Origin of the sequence: Allobosea sp. (assembly GCF_048595345.1) — a bacterium.
Taxonomy (GTDB): Bacteria; Pseudomonadota; Alphaproteobacteria; order Rhizobiales; family Beijerinckiaceae; genus Allobosea.
The window spans coordinates 12067-28691 of record NZ_JBMDWH010000009.1 but is presented as its reverse complement, the minus strand read 5'-3'; the positions used below and the strand labels follow the sequence as shown (position 1 = coordinate 28691).

At 65.0% G+C, this 16625-nt stretch carries 16 protein-coding genes, 1 tRNA gene and 1 pseudogene; 6 read left to right on the top strand and 12 right to left on the bottom strand.

All coding sequences use genetic code 11. The features are described 5' to 3' along the window. Positions 1-16: 16 nt before the first annotated feature. Positions 17-832 carry a 23S rRNA (guanosine(2251)-2'-O)-methyltransferase RlmB gene (gene rlmB / locus ACOJTB_RS01485; RefSeq protein WP_420100741.1) on the bottom strand — a complete coding sequence of 272 codons (816 nt, stop codon included), beginning with the start codon at positions 830-832 and terminating at the stop codon, positions 17-19. Between the two features lie 90 nt (positions 833-922). Here rlmB and ACOJTB_RS01480 point away from each other — a divergent pair, with 90 nt between their 5' ends. Together ACOJTB_RS01480 and ACOJTB_RS01475 are read left to right on the top strand one after the other, a co-directional pair. Continuing rightward, the gene (locus ACOJTB_RS01480) at positions 923-1480 is read left to right on the top strand and encodes an AAA family ATPase (RefSeq protein WP_420100740.1); all 558 of its coding nucleotides are present in this window, start codon (positions 923-925) and stop codon (positions 1478-1480) included. A 159-nt stretch (positions 1481-1639) separates the two neighbouring features. Next, positions 1640-1724, top strand: a tRNA-Tyr gene (locus tag ACOJTB_RS01475). 561 nt (positions 1725-2285) lie between these two features. On the opposite strand, the pseudogene ACOJTB_RS01470 reads toward ACOJTB_RS01475, so the two are convergent. From ACOJTB_RS01470 to ACOJTB_RS01460, 3 genes and pseudogenes are all read right to left on the bottom strand, one after another. Next, positions 2286-3356, bottom strand: a pseudogene (locus ACOJTB_RS01470) (recombinase family protein); the annotation flags it as partial. A gap of 60 nt (positions 3357-3416) precedes the next feature. Next, positions 3417-3545 carry a hypothetical protein gene (locus ACOJTB_RS01465; RefSeq protein ID WP_420100739.1) on the bottom strand — a complete coding sequence of 43 codons (129 nt, stop codon included), beginning with the start codon at positions 3543-3545 and terminating at the stop codon, positions 3417-3419. Positions 3546-3725: 180 nt separating this feature from the next. Next, positions 3726-4748, bottom strand: coding sequence for a hypothetical protein (locus ACOJTB_RS01460; protein WP_420100738.1), 1023 nt, complete (start codon positions 4746-4748; stop codon positions 3726-3728). Between the two features lie 182 nt (positions 4749-4930). Between ACOJTB_RS01460 and ACOJTB_RS01455 the strand changes: the two genes are divergently transcribed. Continuing rightward, entirely contained in the window at positions 4931-6127 is a 1197-nt protein-coding gene (locus tag ACOJTB_RS01455) for an AAA family ATPase (RefSeq protein WP_420100737.1), read from the top strand. Positions 6128-6735: 608 nt separating this feature from the next. On the opposite strand, the gene ACOJTB_RS01450 is transcribed toward ACOJTB_RS01455, so the two are convergent. The 6 genes from ACOJTB_RS01450 to ACOJTB_RS01425 form a co-directional block, all read right to left on the bottom strand. Next, positions 6736-7575, bottom strand: a complete 840-nt coding sequence (locus ACOJTB_RS01450) for a hypothetical protein (protein WP_420100736.1) — start codon at positions 7573-7575, stop codon at positions 6736-6738. A gap of 65 nt (positions 7576-7640) precedes the next feature. Beyond that, a complete protein-coding gene (locus tag ACOJTB_RS01445) occupies positions 7641-8843 on the bottom strand; it encodes an AAA family ATPase (RefSeq protein ID WP_420100735.1) in 1203 nt (400 codons plus the stop codon). 8 nt (positions 8844-8851) lie between these two features. Next, positions 8852-9787, bottom strand: coding sequence for a hypothetical protein (locus ACOJTB_RS01440; RefSeq protein WP_420100734.1), 936 nt, complete (start codon positions 9785-9787; stop codon positions 8852-8854). 121 nt (positions 9788-9908) lie between these two features. Beyond that, positions 9909-10856: a hypothetical protein gene (locus ACOJTB_RS01435; protein WP_420100733.1), complete on the bottom strand. Its 948-nt coding sequence runs from the start codon at positions 10854-10856 to the stop codon at positions 9909-9911. Positions 10857-11027: 171 nt separating this feature from the next. Continuing rightward, entirely contained in the window at positions 11028-11255 is a 228-nt protein-coding gene (locus ACOJTB_RS01430; protein ID WP_420100732.1) for a helix-turn-helix domain-containing protein, read from the bottom strand. A 74-nt stretch (positions 11256-11329) separates the two neighbouring features. Further along, positions 11330-11593, bottom strand: a complete 264-nt coding sequence (locus tag ACOJTB_RS01425) for a helix-turn-helix domain-containing protein (RefSeq protein ID WP_420100731.1) — start codon at positions 11591-11593, stop codon at positions 11330-11332. A gap of 181 nt (positions 11594-11774) precedes the next feature. On the opposite strand from ACOJTB_RS01425, the gene ACOJTB_RS01420 reads away from it, so the two are divergent. From ACOJTB_RS01420 to ACOJTB_RS01410, 3 genes are all read left to right on the top strand, one after another. Then, entirely contained in the window at positions 11775-12896 is a 1122-nt protein-coding gene (locus ACOJTB_RS01420; RefSeq protein WP_420100730.1) for a hypothetical protein, read from the top strand. Then, positions 12893-13234 carry a hypothetical protein gene (locus ACOJTB_RS01415; RefSeq protein WP_420100729.1) on the top strand — a complete coding sequence of 114 codons (342 nt, stop codon included), beginning with the start codon at positions 12893-12895 and terminating at the stop codon, positions 13232-13234. The genes ACOJTB_RS01420 and ACOJTB_RS01415 overlap by 4 nt, the downstream gene beginning before the upstream one ends. Before the next feature lie 188 nt (positions 13235-13422). Continuing rightward, positions 13423-14250: a hypothetical protein gene (locus tag ACOJTB_RS01410; RefSeq protein ID WP_420100728.1), complete on the top strand. Its 828-nt coding sequence runs from the start codon at positions 13423-13425 to the stop codon at positions 14248-14250. Between the two features lie 143 nt (positions 14251-14393). Here the strand turns inward: ACOJTB_RS01410 and ACOJTB_RS01405 are convergent, their stop codons facing one another. Continuing rightward, complete coding sequence (locus tag ACOJTB_RS01405) at positions 14394-15395, bottom strand: hypothetical protein (protein WP_420100727.1); 1002 nt, start codon at positions 15393-15395, stop codon at positions 14394-14396. A gap of 125 nt (positions 15396-15520) precedes the next feature. Continuing rightward, positions 15521-16522, bottom strand: a complete 1002-nt coding sequence (locus ACOJTB_RS01400) for a hypothetical protein (protein WP_420100726.1) — start codon at positions 16520-16522, stop codon at positions 15521-15523. Positions 16523-16625 lie beyond the last annotated feature (103 nt).

Here is a 16625-nt window from a genome sequence, read left to right as displayed (position 1 = left end):
GCGCTTAAGGCGCGGCTCAGCGGCGGCGACTGGCCGCGTAGAGCGCGATCGCCGTCGCGTTCGATACGTTGAGGCTGGTGATCGCGCCCGGCACTTCGAGCCTGGCCACATGGTCGCAGAGTTCGCGCGTCTTCTGGCGCAGGCCCTTGCCTTCCGCACCCATCACCATCAGCAGCGGGCGGCGCAACGCCACCTCGTCCAGCGCGATCTCGCCATCCGAATCGAAGCCGACCCGCAGGAAGCCGCGCTCGCCAAGCGTCTCCAGCGCCTCGCCGAGATTGCGCACCGCGATCAGCGGTACATGCTCGAGCGCGCCGGAGGCCGATTTCGCCAGCACGCCGGTCGCGGCCGGAGAGTGGCGGATGGTGACGATGACGGCCGCGGCGCCGAAGGCGGCCGCAGAGCGCAGGATGGCGCCGACGTTATGCGGATCGGTGATCTGGTCGAGTGCCAGCACCACCGCATCGTCGGGCAGGCTGTCCAGATCGGGCGAGGGCAGGGGATCGCAGACCAGATAAAGCCCCTGATGCACGGAATCGGGTGTCAGAAGGCGGTCGATCTCGGAAGGCCGCACGATCTCGGCTTCGATCGGCACCTCGCCGAGCTCTTCCTGCAAGCGCCGCAGGCCGTTTTCGGTGGCCAGCAGCCGGCGGTGACGGCGGGCAGGATTGCGCAGGGCCTCGACGACAGGGTGGACGCCGTAAAGGACGGCCTCGTCGATCTCGCCGGGGCGGTGAGGCGGCGGGCCGTCGCTGCGACGTCCGGCCGAGGTGCGGCTCTGGCCGGGGCGTCCCTGGCCGGGCCGGCTCTGCTTGGGGCGAAAAGGGGGCATGCGTGACTCCGATCTTCGCCGCATGCCGTGCCACGGCTCGGCCCGCTTGACCAGTGCGTCGAACCACCCGAGATGCGACAGGAGAGACCCATGATCCCAAATCCCAGCAGAAATCTGGTGGTGATCACCGGCGGGCCGGGCGCGGGCAAGACGACCCTGATCGATGCGCTCGCCGCCAGGGGGCATGCCGTGATGCAAGAAGCCGGGCGCGCTGTGATCCGGAGCGAGCTGGGGAGCGGCGGCACCGGCCTGCCCTGGCAGGACCCGATCCGCTTCTCGGAGCTGATGATGGCGGCCGATCTGCGCAGCTACGAAGCGGCGCTGCTCATGAAGCCGCCCGTCTTCTTCGATCGCGGGTTGCCGGACGTCGCCGGCTATCTGCAACTCTGTGGCCTGGATGTGCCGTCGGTGCTCACCGAGGCGATCGCAAGGCGGCGCTATCGCGAGACGGTTTTCATCGCGCCGCACTGGCCGGAGATCTACAGGCGCGACGCCGAGCGTCGGCAGGGTCCCGAGGAGGCGCGGCGAACCTCGGCGATGATGGCGCGAATCTACACCCTCCATGGCTATCGGCTGGTGGCGTTGCCCCTGGCTCCGGTGATCGAGCGGGTCGCTTTCGTCGAAACCGCCTTGGCCGCTTCGACGTGACGCGAGCCGCCAGGGCCCGCACAGCGATTTCAGCTCTGCGGTCGTTTTGCCGTTGACAGGGCGCGGCCCGGTCACCATAAGTCCGGCCGCGCCTGCCGGTCGTCACGCAAGTGACATATCGGTGGCCCGCGGCTCTCCGAGCCGGTCATGGGCGCAGGCGGGGGAATGTCCCGAGCGGCAAAGGGGGCGGACTGTAAATCCGCTGGCTATGCCTTCGCAGGTTCGAGTCCTGCTTCCCCCACCATTCCCGGACAGAACTACGAACCGGTCCACGGCCGGCGGCGTGGTTGCGCAAGCTCCTTTCGAAGCTGTCTTTTCTACCGACAACGCGGATTTTTCCGGGCTCGACGATGATGCAGTCGACCACCGCGCTGAGCCATGCCTTGCGCCCTTCGATGGGGCCGGACGACAGGCGCTCGACGAGAGCGCGGCGGAAGGTTTCTACAACGTCAGGATCCAGCTTGGGCTGCTCGACGAGACTGGACCGAGCCCGTTCGAGGGCCGCACGCGCCAGGTCGCGTTTTCCACGAAGACCGGCAACCCTGCCCTGAAGCGACGGCTCGGCCGAATCGAGGATGCCGTTCTCAATCGCTGCATAGAGATTCTGCAGCGCCTTTTCTGCATCGGCAGCTTCACGATGAAGCTGACCGATCCGCTGTTCGACCGCCCCCTGCCGCGAAGCCTTGCGAGCATGCAGGGCCTCCAGAATGCCTGTCAGACGATCCGGGGTCGTCAGCCACTCGACGAGCGCTGCCATGACACGCGCTTCGGTCGTTTCCCGGCCAACCGGCTTGTTCGTGCAGGCGATGGCGCCCTTGTTGATGGATTTGGCGCAGCGATAATAATTGTAGATCTTGCCATGGCGTCCCGTGCCGCTGCTCGGCGACATCGTCATCTTGCAGCAACCGCACCGGATCAGACCGCCAAAGAGCGACGGCGCGCTGTCGAGGCGGGGACCGCGCTGGGTGGGCTGTCGCTTGCCGAGCTGTTCCTGGACCGCGTTGAAGGTTTCGGGAGCGATGATCTGCGGAACGCCATAGTCGATGATGTCGCGATCGGGGTTCTGGTTGCCATGTTTGTCGAACACGTTCCAGGATCGGGTGCCGGTATAGGCGTCCCGAATCAGCATCTCGTGGATTGTGCTGGAATAAAATTCGGCGCCCCTGCGCGTGAGATATCCGGCTGCGTTGAGATGCTGGACGATCGCACGCACGCCCATCGGGCCAGACGATCCGTCGCCATTCAGCGCGAGATGGAAAACCAGGCGGACGATTTCGGCCTCGACGGGGTCGATCTCCAGCTTTCGCTTGATAGTGCGGCCGATGGTGTCGGCTTCGACCGAGCGATAACCGAATGGTGCCGTTCCGCCGTTCGAGTAGCCAAGTTTGGCGGTGGCGACCATCCCACGCAACGTGCCGATCTGGGCGTCATGCGACTTGAGTTCGTTGGCGAAGCCCAACGCCAATCGCATGATCTTGCCGCCATCGCGAGCTTCGAGGTTCTCAGTCATCGAGCGGATGGCGACCTTGTGCCGGCCGAGGATGCGAACCGTCTCTTCCTGATCGAGCAGGTTACGGAACCCGCGCGAGATCGAGTGAACGAGGACTGCGTCGACGCTTTGGGTTCCGTCCTGGCAGCGCGCCAACATCTTCTGCAGTTCTGGACGCTGTAAAGAGCTCGCGCTTTCGCCGGCATCGCAGTAGAGGCCGATCACGGCCCAGCCATTCCGCGCGCAATAGTCGCGCATCTGGCCCTCCTGCTCTTCGAGCGAGAGCCGGTTTTCCGCCTGCTTGTCGGTCGAGACGCGGATGTACAAGACGACCTGATCAGGCCGGGTCGGAGCGTCTTCGCAGGCGAGGCGGCGGCGGCGAGCCATATTCGGGTCCTATTGGGAACTCACCGCATTTAAGTGCGATTTCGTGGGGTTGAAGTGGGTTCAGCCATGAGATCGTCTATCCAGCACCTGCATGACGAGGTCGCCGAAATAGCGCTCGAGGACATCCAGTTCGGCCGAGCTGATCAGATCGGGATCAATCTCTTCGAGGACGATCTGACGATCGCGCATGACCGCGATGGGGCCGACGGTCAGGCGCGGAGGCTTGGCATCAGGCCGATCGGCCCGAACCTCCTTTCCCTGCCTTGTCCCGCTTTGCCTGCCCATTGCCTTCGCTCCTGTCGAGAAGCGAAAGGCTGGCAGGACGGCGTCGGGGTCTACATGAATCTAATTGGGACCGACGCCCTTTTATTAGATTTGGGGCATGAGAGGGGGCAGGCGAAGAGTGCCGCTCTGCCCAGGCTGATTGCACTTGAGCAGCATCGCCTTGAGCTCCTCGAAGTCGCAGCTTTTTTCAATTGCTGCGCAGATCCAGTCCAGCCCGTGATGAACCTGCACCGTGTTGGGAAACAGCAGCACTCTCATTGACCGGTTGATGTTTGGATCGTTGACATGCAACTCGAGATATCGCGCGAGATCCCATGTGATCGGCGCCGGTTCTCCCCGTGTGAGGCGCCCCCCAAATACGGCCAGATCAAACACCCTATGGTAGTCGATCGTCGCGGGAGCGCCGTGATAGCATTGCCAGATGTGCGAGGCGTTCACGCCACTGACAAATGACAGCAGGATCATCTCCATGACCGAGAGCTGGGGTAGGGTATCCAGCATGTCGCGGGAGATGGTCCTGTCGCTGCGACGCTTGCCTTTGACAAACTCAATCAGCGTCGCGCGAAACCCCTTGGCTGTCGCTTGAGCGGCATTTCGCGCGCAACCCGCCAGATGGATCGATCGCGAAAGGGCATCCTTCAGCCCATCGAGCGTTACGGCATCGTCAATTGCCGCTAGTCGCGCTGCTCTCGCGGGCATCAGATAACCCCGGTAAGCGGCATCGCAATTTGCCTCGCGCTCCCGGATATGACGCCTGCCCTTGTTCAGAAGCGTCTCGATGGAAGAAGGACCTAAAATAACAGGCTGAAGAGCCGCATCGAGCGTTGGCGGAATGATCTTGCGCCTCCTGGTTGCGTTCTTTCGCATCTCGACGGCGTAGAGCGCCTTCAGGACGCACTCGAGATCGGCAACCATGCAGGCCTGGATGAGATCGAGTTCATTCTCGAGCTGCGTCCGAGCCTTTTTACCTCGCTGGATGCCAGCGTAAGGGTCTTTCTCAGGGGGCAATGTCGCAAAGAAGTGGACGGCAATAAAATGCTGGGCGTCGCCCAGGAAGCGCAGAAATTCCGGTACTAATCGGGGAGTTGTCTCCCAGCCATTCACCATGCTCACAACGCAACCTCACGCGAATCAACCAGTCGATTCTAACAGAAAGTGAGGCGCGGCAGTCGATCTCGCCGCAAGACGGGCATTTCGATCGAAATCCGAACAATTTGACTGAATTTTCGAAAGCGATTTTCAGGGCTGGCCGGGATGCTCCTCTGCTATCGAGGGCAGGATTTCACCGGATGACGAACACCGCCGAAGGACCGAGCGAGACGCCCATCAGTGCCCGAGAACTCGAGGCCCGCGAGTTTGCACCGCTTGAGTTCATCGTTCAGGGATTGATCCCGATGGGGTTGACGGTCCTGGCGGGGGCACCAAAGGCGCGGAAGAGCTGGCTCGCGCTCGACATCGCGCTTTCTGTCGCTCGGGGCACGGCCTGCTTGGACGAGCGCAAAAATCACTGCCCACAGGGAGCCGTGCTCTACCTTGCCCTGGAAGACAGCGAACGGCGACTGAAGGATCGGATTGGGCAGATCTTGGCGCAGATGCCACATTGGCCAGCGGATCTGTTCTTCGAAACGCAGTGGCCGCGGATGGACGCCGATGGTCTGGTGCGACTTCGACACTGGATCGACATGACCCCTCAGGCGCGGCTTATCGTCATCGACGTCTTCCAGAAATTCCGATCCGCGAGCGGGGCCCAAGCGAGTTATGCGAAGGAATATGCCGACCTCACGGAACTGCTCAATCTTGCCCGCGAAAAGCATGTTGGGATCGTTCTGATCCACCATCTGCGTAAATCAAAGGGAGATCCCTTCGAGAGGATGACAGGATCGACCGGTTTCCTCGGCGTGCCCGATACCTTGATCGTCCTAGACACTGGCCGCGGGACTAGCCGTCTCCTCGCACAAGGGAGAGACATCCACGAAACGGCTATGGAGATTATCTTCGACGAGTTTGCGATGCGTTGGCGGCTGGCTCAACCGCGTGTCGACGCCAACAAGCATCCCGAGCGGGATCGGATTAGTGCGGTGCTTGAAGCCGCTGCCGGACCGCTTTCACCCATGGAGATCGCTGCGGCGACGGGGCAGGGGCGTGACGCGGTCCGACAGCTCCTCAAATCGATGGTCGATTCCGGTGAGATCGAGAATGTGGGCCGCGGCCTCTATGTCAGCCGCAAAACGGCAGCGGCCGGTTCGTCGTCTGGCGATCACAGCGATCACAACGGTCACGATCACAACGATCGAAAGGCTCGAGAAGCACGATTGGTGACGGAGCGGGAATGCGACCTGCGCGAGGAGGCTGAGCGCGCGAGTTTTAATGACCCGGGACCTGCGAGCAGTGGCGAAAGCGCGACATTGCGGTATCTGTACGACGCCCTTGATAGGACAATGCATCGGATTGCGGCGGCGAAAAAATCAGGCGATACAGCCGCCTAACCTCATCACAAAAAAATCGCTGCGATCGCGCTTGTTGACTGGCTGAGCCAAGGTCCATTATATGGGCGGCTGGCCACAACGCTCGTGGTAGAACTTAGTCCGTCGGTCCACGACAGGCTTTCATGCGCTCGAGGCCATTTCCCAGTCGGGAGAGATTTAGGCGTAGTTCAGGTCGCCGGGCATCGGGGGCCAGATTTTGCAAGATATGCGCTTTGTCCGCTGCGGGCCGATTGTGTTGAAAAAGTCGGCGGCAATACTTCGAGCAAGATTGCCGTGCCATAGTGTAGAAATTTCACCTACTCTGCATGCATAAATGGTGGCTTCAGAGGAGGCTTTTATCCAGCCGGGAGATTGTTCTTCTCCGTCCGAAATCTGCTGCGAGCGAGTTTCGCTTCAGGCCGACTTTTTCAACACAATCGGCCGAGAGCGGACTTTGTCCCCGACGTTAGAGGAACGGGCTCGCTCCTCTTTCTACGAAATGCGCTGCCGGCCTATGTGTGGGTTCGAGGTAGGTTCATCGCGACCGAGAATGCTCAAGGCGGTCAGGATCCGCATGGCGCTCGGAAAGGGTCGCTAAGGGGCCTTCGGTAGAAGGCAATTCGTGGCGATCAGCCCCAGGAACGGCGCCGGCGGTATTGACTGCGGTCGCGCCAGTTGCGCGGCAATCGGCGGTCCTTACCCATGACCCAGTCATGGACGATCCGCTCGAGGATGATGAGGAACCTGTCGGAATCCTCGCCGCCGGGACGGAAGATATAGAGCTCTTCGGCCTTGTCGATCCGCGGAACGGGACCGAAGCGGTAGTGGGTCCAGCGCTGCTGTTCCTCAGGCACCAAGCCGAGAGCGGCGCAATGAGCTCGCCCGGCCGTCGTCAGCAGGAACTCGTTGAGGCTGGCGTTGCGAATATGTCGATGCAGCAGCTTCTCGAAGACGCGCTTGCCCATGTCGTGCGGTCGGCGCAGAGCGAAGAGCCGTCCGTCGAGACTGACGGGAGAGCCGGGGAGAGGCTCGCGCTTCGGCAGGAACTGCTGGAACGTCCAGGTCTTGAAGCCAGGCTCCTCCACATATCCCCCAGGCGTCGAGACGTGGGAGGCGTACCGATCGCGGTCGAGCGCGTCGAGCCTGCGGCGGGGATCGGCCAGTTCGGTAGCCGCCAGCTTGTAGATCGGCATGTGGAGACGATCGGCCACGGCCTTCAATCCGCTCGACGCCAGATGATCGTCGAAGCTCGGACCGCAGGCGGCCAGATAGGGGAAGGTCAGGGTTCCCGGCTGATAGCGCGCGATGAAGCTCGGCTCAGTGAAAGCGGTGTCGGGCAGGGCGCGCAGGGAAGGGCCACCGACGCGGGGCCACTGGGTCTTGAGATAGTGGGTCACCGCGGCGGCGCTGCCGATCGGCTGGATTCGGCGGAGGGGCAGGGCGGGAGTGCCCTGGATCATGGTCGTCATAAGCTTAGGCGTCTTTCCATCATGTTCTGTCGGGCAAGGTTTCCGGGGGTATTTCCGCTTCACCCTCACGCTCTTCCCCTTTCGTCCTTCGGCTTTGACCGGATGAACCCGATCGGCTCCCTCGCGCCCTGCTTGCTGACAATGGCTTCCGCATCGGCGACGTCCTCGACGGTCAGGTAACGTCGCCCGGCCAGCGCGGCGAAGCCGAGTGCCAGAGTGACGATCCGCCGGATCCCACGCGGATTGGTGCTGGCGAGGCGCGCGATAACCGCTTCGCCGGGCGGTGCGAAGGCATCGCCATGCGCGGCCAGGATCTCGGTTGCCATGCGGTGAGCAATCGCGCGCAGCATGGCGCCATCGGGCAGCGCCACCGTAACCACCAGGAACCGGTCTTGGATGAAGTCCGGAAGGATATCGAGATCGTTCGCGGTCGCGATGACGAGGCACCGCGACAGGTCGAACGGGATGCGGAGATATTCGTCGACGAGGGCGGAGGCGTTTTCCGGCTCGAGCAGGCCGAGAAGCGTGTTGTAGGGCTTCTCTGTCGAATGGGTGACGAATTTGTCGACCTCGTCGAGAACGACCAGGGGATTGCCGGTCTCACCGCCGAGCAGCGCTTCTGTCAGCACGCCCATGCGCGCTCCGCGCCAAGTCGGCGGATGACCGACGAGGAGCGCTTGCGCATCGGAGTTGGTCGCGCAGCTGAAGGCATGCTGCTCGACACCGAGTGCCGCTGCGAGCCGGCGCGAGAAGTGCGTCTTGCCCAGTCCCGGCGGCCCGGCCAGCAGAAGCGGAGGGAAAGCGATAGCGGTGCCAGCAACGGCGGAAAGGGCGACGGCCCGCTCGACCAGGGCAATGACCTCCACGAAGCCCGGGCACTCTTCGCGCAACAGGCCAAGCCGGTCGCGCGTGGTCGGATCGGCAACGACGAGGCGACGCATCGCATCATGGCCGGCAAGCGCACGCAATTGCGCCAGCCGCGGCTGCTCGTCGCTGGACACGGAGGCTCCAGACGGTTCGCCCTGTCCGTCGGCAAGCCTGATCTGCTTGAGCAGAGCCGCCCTGTCGAAGATCGCGACCGAGGGACCGCCTATGGGGCTGGCGGCAGCAGGCTCTTCCTGATCAAGCTCTTCCAGTGGGCGAGGCAGCGCACCATCTGCGCGTTGCCGGCGCAGATGGCTGAGCAGGATATGGCACTCGTGGTCGCGCCAGCTCTGCTCGAACTCTGCCTCGGTGTATTCGGGCGGTGGAACTATCACGGTCTTCATCGCCCGCCTCACAGCTCGACGTCGCCGAGAACCGTTACGAAGGGCGGCCCCTGCCTGGCCATCCGGCGTCCGACGCCGAGCGCGATCTCGACCAGCGCCCGCATCGGATCGGGATCGGCGGCACGATCAGTGATCAGCCGCTTCACCTCCATCTTAACGATCAGGTCGTCGGAGCTTCGCGCCGGCCACAGTCCGATCCGGCAGAGCTTGGCATAGGCGAGGATGAGCGCGCCGCGGCTGGCGCTGTACCGCGTAGCAGGCTTGGCCTGGGACCAGGTCTCGATCGCCGCGAACAGCGTCCTCGCCTGGTCGAGAAGGAGCGCTAGATCGGGCGGATCGAAGAACCAGGCTTCCAGTGCGGGGCCATGCTCGAGATGATAGACCTCGGGCTGGCCAACGTCGCTGTCGCCCGGTTTAGGCAGGACGACGCCGTCGAAGCGCAGAGTTGCATCCTGCATCTCGGCCGGGATGCGTGCGCCGATGACATGAGGCGTGGCGCCGACCGGGACGGTTTGGCGCAGCGCTCGCTGCATCAGCTCGGGATCGTGGACGCCCTTGCCGGACCCATACTGCTCGGATCGTTCGGTCTCGAGCATGGCATGGGCAAAGCGATCTTCGGGCGAGACCGCCGGCACGAGCAGCATCGCGATCTCGCCGGCATGGGACAGAAGCGCGAGCGCGTTGCCGATGTCGACGAGGTGCTCCAGCGCGGGCGGGTCGGCTTCGGCGAGCGTGAGGAAGCGCTCGTATTGCTGCGCATGGATGCGCGCGCGACCGCGCAGATCGAGGATCGCCGGGAGCAGCTCAAGGAGCGCGGCATGGCGCTCCAGCTCGTCCCCCAGTGCCGGCACAAGCTGATCGAGCGCGGCCAACTCGTCGACGACGGGGGCGCCGCTCGTGGTGAAATCGAGATCGCGCAAAGACGCTGTAGTGTGATTGGTCATGGTCTGATGCTTTCCGAGGGTCGGCCTGTCCGCCCTTTCACCTCTCGGTCCTCGCCATGACGAAAGGCGCGCCTGCGAAGCGCGCCTTTCCCGATCTGAAGTGCTGACGATGGCGTCGCTGTCAGTCGTCTTCGCCGACCGTAAGGAAGCGCGAGCTCTGACCGGCGACCGTCTCGCCTTGGCCGAAGGCGATCTCCCACAGCGCGCCGAACCGGTCGGGATCGGCAGCCCGCGAGCGGACGAGATCGCGTGCAGCTTCCTTGGCTGAGACGTCGTCGTAGTAGCGTGCCGGCCAGAGCGCGACGCGGATCAGCCGGGCATAGGCCAGGATCAGCCCGCCTTCGATCGCGGCGAGCGTCATGTCATCCGGCTCGGCGATCTCGCGCAGCCCGTCGACCCGGGCCAGCAGCTTCTGGGCGCTGCCGAACAGGCCGGCGAGATCCGGCGCGGCCGCGAAGTATGCTTTCAGGGCGTCGGCCTGTTCCAGCGGGTGGACGCCGGGCGTACCGGGCTCGTTCTCCGCCAGCAGCTTCGACTGCAGCGCTCCGACGCGGCGCGCCATCGTCTCGATCATCGCGCTGATCGCCTCAGCGCCTTCCGGCAGCGTGAGGTGGGCCGGCCGGCGCCCGAACTCGCCGACAGCCCGGCGCGCCAGCGCGATGTCCTCGCCATCGCCGTTCCGCTGCGCATGCCGGAGCAGGTTCCGGGCGAACTGATCGCGCGCCCACAGGTCGTCCTCCGAGCGCGGCGGCAGCAGGAGCAGCCCGAGGTTCGCAGCATTGGTCAGGATCGTCAGCGCGTTGGCGACGTCGATCCAGGCCTCGACCTGACGAGGCTCCCGGGCGATGAGGCCGATCAGGCGGCGAACCTGTTCCGTGTGCGCCTGGCCCCGACCGCGCAGCGCCATCAGGGCAGGCACCTGCTGGCGGAACAGTGCGAGGGCTTCCACTTCGCTGGCTGCATCAGGGACGAGCTGCTCCAGGGCGGCGAGATCGTCGATGACGGTGTGCCGGTCTAGGTCGAGGGCGATGGTGCTGAGAAGCTCGTCGCGCAGGGTCTTGGTGTTCATGGTGTTTCCTTCAAGTCCTTAGGGGTGACGGTGTCGTTCCGTCGAATTCCCCCTCTCTCCTGATCCTCAGCCATGCCCTTCGGGCGTTGGAACGTGGACAGGCAGCGCCCGTGAAGACGCTGCCTGTCCGTAAGGTCGTCGAGCGACCGTTGGGTGTTCGGCTTTGCGGAGCTACTCAGCGTCGAACAGGGCGGCGATGCGCACGCCAAGCCCAAGCGCCAAGAGGCTCATCTCGTCGAGATGGGCGTGAGCTGATGCTGCCTCGATCGCCTGCAGGCGGGCCGCGGCAATGCCGGTCAGGCTGGCAAGTTCGTCGATCGTCAGGCCGCGTTCCTGCCGCCATCGCCGCAGATTGCGGACGAGAAGGTCGGCAGCTTTTATGGGTTCAGATGGGTTCATTTGGGGTTCCCTTTCCTGTCGGATCGGGAGGCCCCTTTTCCTGCTGCCTCGATCAGCTGAGCGTGTGGTAACGATCAGCCCTTCGGCTTGCGTCCGGCGCGCATTGCCTGTGGGGCGGTGTCGCCCTGGGCGGGTTCGGCGAACATCTGCGCGATCGGCACGTCGAGCGTCAGCGCGAGCTTCTCGACGATGGCGATCGAGGGGTTTTCGATGCGCCGCTCGAGCCGGCTGACATAGGTCCGGTCGATGCCGCTATCGAAGGCGAGCTTCTCTTGGGAAAGGCCCCGCTCGACCCGCAGCCGTCGCATGTTCCAGGCAAGAAGGTCGCGCGCATCCACGCCGGCGATGTCGGCCGAGGAAGGTCGATTTATCCACGGTGATTAGACCTATCATTAAGCGCGTTGCGATGTTTCAGCCGCGATGACGGCCTCGGTCCGCGCTCTTCAGCGACGGTTAAATCAGATGTCTATAGACCCATCTTACGAGCGATCGACCGATCGCGCCCGAGGAGGGTCCAGCATGATCCGGCATTTCCTGTCCCGCCTTTTGATGGCCTCCGGCGTTTGCATGGCGGCCACCGCCGCCTTCGCCTTTCCCGATGCGGGCCTCCGTTTCCGCGATGATGGCGCAGCCGCGCAGTCCAAGGCGCTGCAGCAGAGCTTCGTGCGGCTCGGCGCCGATCGCAGTGCCGATGCGGTGACCCAGGCGCTCGGCCTGTCCGATCAGGTCAATCGCGTCATCGGCCTGTTGGATCTGACGCAGCCGGCGATCCCCAAGAGCGGCGCGGTCTGCAGCCAGATCCTCGGGCCCTGGTATTCGATGGGACCGGTGCTGACCGATACCAATGCGGCTTCCGTCGACAAGCGGACGCGGACGGCAAGAGGGATGACCCTGGCCTGCCTCGACGCGGTCGATGCTCATCTGCTCAAGAACAAGGACGTCATCGTGACTGGTATGCTGGCGGCAATTGCCGGCTGGACGAGGGTGGATCCGATCGGCACGCCACGGGGCTGGTGCACGGGCTATGCCGCCCAGGACCATTGGTGGCCGCTGCGCAGCATGTATCCCGACCCGTTGATCAACGCCGTCATCGCCGGTTGTACGGCGAGGGCAGAAGCCGTGCTGGCCAAGGCGGCGCAGACCCGGATCGACGCTGCGATCGCCGCGGCCGAACGCACCGACCGCACGCTCGAGGCGATGGTCGCTGCCAAATGGCTGCCGATGCCCGATCTGCGGATCGGCGATCCGGCCATGGCCCGCGCGATGAAGGAGCGTTACGAGGCGGCGGTCCTGCCGATCCGCAGGCAAGTCACCGACGAGATCGTCGAGAAGCTCGAAGAGGCCTATGGCAACAAGATCGTCGCCGACAAGCTGGTCCGCACAGCCCGCCAGGCCTGCAACGCGACCTGGTCGCAGACACTGTTCTCCAGCCAGGACGATGGCATGCGCGCCATCGACGCCTCCTGCAAGAAGATGGAAGCGGACTTCGTCAAGCGCGCCTGCAAGGCGGCGCTCGACAAAGCCGGGATCGAGACGCTGGGCGGCCCCAAGCTGATGACCGTGGCGCGGGCCAACGGGAGCCTGGGCCCGGTCGACTACAACACCATGGTTTGCTCTGCCGCGATCGACGGTTTGCGGTGACCACCAGCACGTCGTGGTTCGGCTCGCCCACGGTCACGATCGCTCCCGCCAAGGGGGGCGCTTCCGTGACGCTGAAGCTGCGCAAGACGACGCGCGAGGGCGGCGTCGAGGTCTGGGCGATCGGCGATCTGGAGGGCAAGGCCCCGCTGACCACGGCTTCGGATCTCGCCGGGTGCCTCGCGACGACGCTCGACCGCAACGACCCGACGCCGATCGTGCGCAGTCTCGGCTTTGCGACCGGCGCGGTCGTCACCTTCGCCGATCTGTTCAGCGGCAGCGGGATGACCACCTTCGAATGCCGCGATGCCAAGCTGCGCTGGCTGGAGGCCACACCATGAGCCGGGCACAGAGATCTCTATGGGCTGCCCTGCTCGGCGTCGGCCTGGCGATCACGGCCAGCGCCGCAGCGCAGGCTGAGACGGGTGAGCACTATACCGACACCAACGGCGCCCTCGGCGTGGCGAAGGGCCCCGCGGCCTCCGCGATCCGGGCGACGCTGACGGCGAAGTCCCGTGACTGCACCGGCATGGACTTCCAGCCGAGGCGCTGTGCGCTCGCCGACAACGCCATCAATGCCGATCTGCATTACGGCACAGCGGACGGCGATGAGCGGCGCTTCGCCTTCGTGTCGGTGCGCTGGCAATCGGACCCGACCGGCAATGCCGTCGAAGCCAGGGGCCTGGTCTTCGTCGCAGAGGGAGCCGGCCCGTTCCGCCTGCTCGGCGAGACCGATCTCGTCGGTGACCGCGTCAGCGATGTCGTCTTCGAGGGGCAGCGAATCACCTATGCGACGAACTATCTGCGCGGGGGTGATTCTCGCAGCCAGGCGACGGGCCGCCGACGTTATGAGATCCTGCTGCGCGCGAACGGCATCGGCCCCGTCACGATCCAGCGGACGGGCTTCAAAGCCTCGGCTGACAAGCCCGCCGCGCCTGCCGATGAGGCCCTTCAGCTCGTCCGACGGCTGTACGAAGCCGGCGAGAGCTCGCCACTCGCCTTCGATGATGCCAAGGCCGCGAGCCCATGGCTGTCTCCCGAACTCGCGGAACTGACCCTTCGCGCCGCGGCACTGAGCCGCCACTGTCCGATCTATGACGGCGATGCCCGGCTCGGTGGCGCGCAAGGGGCCGGCGGTCCTGCACGGATGCGTTATGAACCCGTGCAAAGCGGCGATCCGGCAAACCGGCGGGTCGTCCTCGTCACCGCGGCCCAGGCCGAGGCCCCGAAGTTGATCTCGAAGACGCGGGTCGTCCTAGTCCAGACGCCTTCAGGCTGGCGCATCGACGACCTCGTGGCAGTGGGGCAGCGGGGCTACAAGGCCGACCTGACGAGCCGGATCTCGCAGTGTCGCTGAAGCCGCTCGGCTTATAGCTGAGACGTCTGAGCTGCTGCTCTGCGCCGACGGGTTCATTGTGCTGAATGCTGTCCGCACCGACATGCCAAAGGCAGCGCCCGGAAGGGCGCTGCCTGGATGGTCGGAAGGTTTGCCCTCAGGCGTCAGACGAGCTCGCTCCAGTCGAAGGTCAGCCGATCACGCGCACCGTCGGGCAGCGACTTGATCCAGGCGGCATCGGCCGTGACGTGCCGGATCGCCGCCTGCATGAAGACGGGATCGCCGATAATGCCGCGCTGGTTGACGAGCGCGACGACCTCGCGCTTCGTCGCCAGCGACGCCCGGGTGTGCACCGGCCAGATCATCACCTGCGCCGCCGCAAGGTAGCCCGCGACCCTCGCGCCTTCGGCCGCCACCATCAGATCTGCGCCGTTCTCCGGTCCGCGCGAGGCCAGCGCGATCAGCCGGTCGCAGGTCGCGAACATCTTGCGCGCGCGAGCGAGCAGGTGTTCGAGATCAGGCGCTGACTGCGCGAACCCGACCCAACTCGCGATCTGCGTGTCGGCGAAGGCCGGCGGGCCGCCCCTGGGCGGAAGACCCGCGACCAGATCCCAGCGCTCCAGCGGCCAGGTCGAGAGACCCTTGCTGGAGCCCTGTGGCGCGGTGGGCCCCGCAGGCAGCATCAGCTCCTGTACGGCGAAGGCTGCGCGCTTCCAGCGCAGACGCCGGGCGAGCGACGGCTCCATCGAGGCGACGTAGTCCGGCTCATGCCGGTGATGCAGCGCGCCGGTCTTCTCGGCCAAGGCGAGCTTGGCCTCGGCCTGGTCGAGATTGTCACACGGCCAGATGGCTGTGAGGGCGACAAAGCTCAGGCCCATGATCTGCAAGCCGGCGCAGGTCAGCTCGCCGTCGCGGTCGCCGGCCGTCTTGGGGAGGAACATCCTGAACTCCTCCGACTGCAACGCCTTGGCGTTGCGGGCGGCGGCCTTGAGATCGATCGGCTGGCGGCGGAAGGCGATGAGCTCGTCGAGGCTGAGATCGTCGCTCGCGACCAGCTGGGTTACGAGCGTGATGGGATCGGCGAGCGCGGTGCCGCCGGGCTCACTGGGGAGCTGGGGGCTGATCGGTGCGAGCGAGCGCCCGCTGCCTTCGTCGTTCTTGGTCATCTTGCTATCTTTCGTGTGGGTACAGCCCTATCGGCTGCGCTTTCCCTCCGTGTCGCGGAATCGAAAGAGGCGTCCGCCCGGGACGCCTCCTCATCGCGACGATCTCTTTGCCGGCCGATCGTCGCTCAGACGATCGGGATCCAGTCGGGATGAAGCTGGAGCGTGGCGCCGAACCTGAACGCCATCGCGATCCAGTTGGCCTGCGTCACGACATGCCGGATCGCCGCCTGCTGATGCAGCGGATCGCCGCGGCAGGCCCGGTCGTTGATGCACGTGACCAGCCTGAGCTTGGCCTCGGCATCCGCCGAGTGCAGCATCGCCGGCCAGATCGCTGCCCGCGCCGCGGCGAGATAGGCGATGATGCGCGCAGCCTCCGCCCCGCGCCGCAGGTCAGACGCATCTGCGGTCTGGTGAGCGGCCAGCAGATCGAGCCGGTCGGCGATGGCGATCATCCGGGCAAAGCGATCGACGCAGTCCGAGATCTGCGGATACGCATCGGTGAAGCCAGCCCATCGCGCGACCTGAGCATCCGTCAGCGTCATCTCACCGCCCTCGCGCGGGACGAGATCGACGAGGTCGAAGCGCGACAGCGGCCAGTCGACCAGACCCCGGGCCGCCGGCGAGGGGCGCGGTGGAGCCGGCGGCACGATCCCTTCCCCGACCGCGAACGCCGCCCGGTGCAACCTGATGCGGGCCGCCGTCTCGGCCGTCAGCATCGGCGCAACGCTGTAGGCGGTATCGTCGCCATGCATCCGCGTTTCCCGGGCCAGGCCCTGCTTGGCGTCGGCATCGTCGATCGTATCGGTCGGCCAGATCGCGACGATCGCGGTGCAGCTCAGGCCGACAATCTTCAGCCCGACCCTGGCCAGCTTGTTCTCCTGGGTCTCGTCCAAGCCGTAAGCCGCTCGGCCGGCCTCGTCGTCACAGCGCTTCGCCTGCCTGGCGAAGGCCATGAGGTCGGGCCGGCTGTCGCGGAAGGCGACGAGCTCTATGAGCGAGGGATCCTCGCTGACCCGCCCGCTCATCCAGGCCAGGGGATCGCGGATCGGGCCGGAGGATCGACCGCCGTCATCCTGCGTATCGCTGACCGACGGCATGTGGCCGCGGTCCTGATGGGTCTTCGTCATCTCGAGAACTCTCTCAATGGGGTGACAGCCCGTTCGGCTGCGCTTTCCCCTCCGTCCGCCAGAATCGACGAAGGCGCCGTCGCCGGCGCCTTCGTCATCATCA